At 67.4% G+C, this 2,527-nt stretch carries 2 protein-coding genes and 1 tRNA gene; 2 read left to right on the forward strand and 1 reads right to left on the reverse strand.

Annotated elements, in window-relative coordinates; translation table 11 throughout:
- Positions 1-169: 169 nt before the first annotated feature.
- Positions 170-781: a hypothetical protein gene (locus tag KDK95_RS34430; RefSeq protein ID WP_212522555.1), complete on the forward strand. Its 612-nt coding sequence runs from the start codon at positions 170-172 to the stop codon at positions 779-781.
- Positions 782-938: 157 nt separating this feature from the next.
- Entirely contained in the window at positions 939-1,910 is a 972-nt protein-coding gene (locus KDK95_RS34435; RefSeq protein ID WP_212522556.1) for a phosphotransferase enzyme family protein, read from the forward strand.
- 175 nt (positions 1,911-2,085) lie between these two features.
- On the opposite strand, the gene KDK95_RS34440 is transcribed toward KDK95_RS34435, so the two are convergent.
- A tRNA-Val gene (locus KDK95_RS34440) sits at positions 2,086-2,157 on the reverse strand.
- Positions 2,158-2,527: the final 370 nt, after the last annotated feature.

Genomic DNA, 2,527 nt, shown 5'->3' on the forward strand with positions numbered 1-2,527 from the left:
GTCCCAGCGGTCCCCAGTCGCGTCGGCTGCCTGCGGGAAGATCGTGCTGTGCCTCGGTGGAGGGGATGGCTGGCGGCATCCTCTTCGACTACTGATATTCCGCCCTGGAAGGACCGGAGGCATGGAAACCGAGCGGCCGACAAGCTTACGACACCGCTAAGCTCACCCGGTGACATCGACCCAGGGCACCCACCCCACCGTTGCAGTTGAGGTAGGCGATCGGCGCGCCGAGATCGACGAGCTGCTCGCGCCGGTGATCGAAGCGATCTGGCGCTGCGGGCTCGAGACCTTCACCTGCTGCCAAGACCTCGGTGAGAGCAACGAAAGCTGGATCGAGACCCTGCCCCACATGTCCCGCTACGTTGATTCACGGCGCGGGTGGATGCTCATCGACTTCCCGATCGACAGCGGCCTCGCGTTCCTCGCGGCTGTGGCCAACGCCGGGCCCCGAGACGCCTTCTATGTCCGGATGACCCATTGGGCGGCGCCAGACGCCTGGGACGTCAAGATCAAGCCTGTGGATGTCGCTACGCGCCATCCACACCTCGAGTCGCTGTTCCAGCTTCGCCTGCTTCAGGTTAGCTTCCCTGGCTACGACCTGCCCGAACTGCTGCGACGAACTGCACGAGCACGCCGCAGGCCGCTCCGTTGCCCCCGCACCAGCCGACTTGACCACCCTCGGCCGTCCGTAAGCGCGCCATATATCAGCCGTCTGTCCACGGCGGGACAAGTACGTCCGAGGCGGCACAACGAAGGGCACGTCTGCTGCCCGGCGCCGTGACGACCAGCGGGCGGCAAGGCGAACTGCTGCTTCTGCAACGCCAAAGCTCCGTCGGTGTTCTCCGGCAAGATGGCAAATGCGTGGCACGATCGAGTCGCGTCGAGGAGGATGGGTTCGCTGGCGGAGCAATCGTCCGATGCGCTGGAGGGCCGTCGCCGTGACCGGGATCGAGGCTTCGAGCTCTGCTCCTTCCCTGCCGCGCTGGTTCGGACCTAGAGCCAGCCCGGATGAACGGGCTGTCTCGGCCCTGATCACGCGCGTCGCGCGCGGGGCCGGGTGGACAGACATCGGCGGTGAGTTCAATCTCAACCTGCGGATAGACGCTGAGCCGCCGGTCGTCCTTCGGGTTCACCGGCCCTGGGTCCGCCGCGGGCGGGTCGCGGGACTGCGGCGGCTGCGGGAGCGGCTGCAGCGGACGCAAGCCCGCGTCGCTCGGCCGATTCCGAGTTCCGGCCGCGACGTGCTGAGGGTCGGAGATCGTTGGGCCGAGATCGAGGAATTCATCGATCACGTGCAGCCACGGGCGGACGAGGCCTCGTACCTCCGCCTCTTCGAGGAGCTCGGACGCCTTCACGCGGCGCTCAGAGCAGTCTGGGAGCCCAGCTTGCCCGAACCCCTCGACGACCACAGAACCCTCGGTCAGGTCCGCTACTCGATCGGCTTCACGCGCGGCAGGCTCGGACCCCGCAGCGAGCCGGTCGTGCAGCGGATGCGCCAACTGACCGGCGAGCTCTCCACGCTCCGGAAGGAGGTCGAGCTGCCCTGCGCTCCGATTCACGGGGACTACAAATTGGGCAACGCGGGCGAACTGCCCGACGGCTCATGGGTTACCTTCGACCTGGATTTCGCGAGGGTCAGGGAGCGGCTGTACGACATCGCGGCCAGCCTGCACCACGCCTCACACGACGGCGAATCGCTCGAGCCGCGACGACTGCTCGACGCCTACGAAAGCACAGCTCCGGAGCCGCTCACTCGCGACGAGCACCGATGGCTCCCCGGGGCTCTAGCCCTAATACCCCTGCACTGGGCCGCCACCGCAGGGCTCGTGGGACACGGCGTCCACGAGGCCGAGAGCGCGATGACCGCCGCCGAAAGCTGGTGGTCGCGCCGGGCTGAACTCACGACGTAATCCGGCGGCCGAGCAAGGGAAAAGAAGCAAGGGGGACTGGTTCGGCTGGTTCTGAGGCTGGTGCTGCATCGGGGAACATTCACCTCGCTGCGAAGCAGCCTGATGACATGGACGTTATTCAGCCGAACGACGAAGCCCCTCGGCACTCATCTGAGTGCCGAGGGGCTTCCATGCGTGGGCGATACTGGGATCGAACCAGTGACCTCTTCGGTGTGAACGAAGCGCTCTCCCGCTGAGCTAATCGCCCGGGACGTGGAAAACAGTAGCAGTCGCGGGGCGGGACTGGCCAATCACTTGTGAAGGGCGGGTGAACGCCCAGTTCAGGCTGGTCAGGTGGTCAGGTGGTCAGGTGGCCAGCTGGGCAGCCCGGCGCGACCCCGTCGGCCGGAACTCGCCGGCCGGAACCCGTCGGCCGGAACTCGCCGGCCGGAACTCGCCGGCCGGAACCCGCCGGCCGGACCCCCAGATCTACGCCCCGGCCCTCGCCCGCGGCTTCGGGGTCTCGCGGGTGCCGCGGCCGTGGCCGCCGTACTTCCAGCCGATCATGCAGACGTCGATCTGCTCGTCGTCGAGGGGAGGCTCGGTGAGCTCGGTGTTGGGGACGGTCGGGGTGGACG

It is taken from the genome of Actinospica acidithermotolerans, from assembly GCF_018139625.1.
Lineage (GTDB): Bacteria > Actinomycetota > Actinomycetes > Streptomycetales > Catenulisporaceae > Actinospica > Actinospica acidithermotolerans.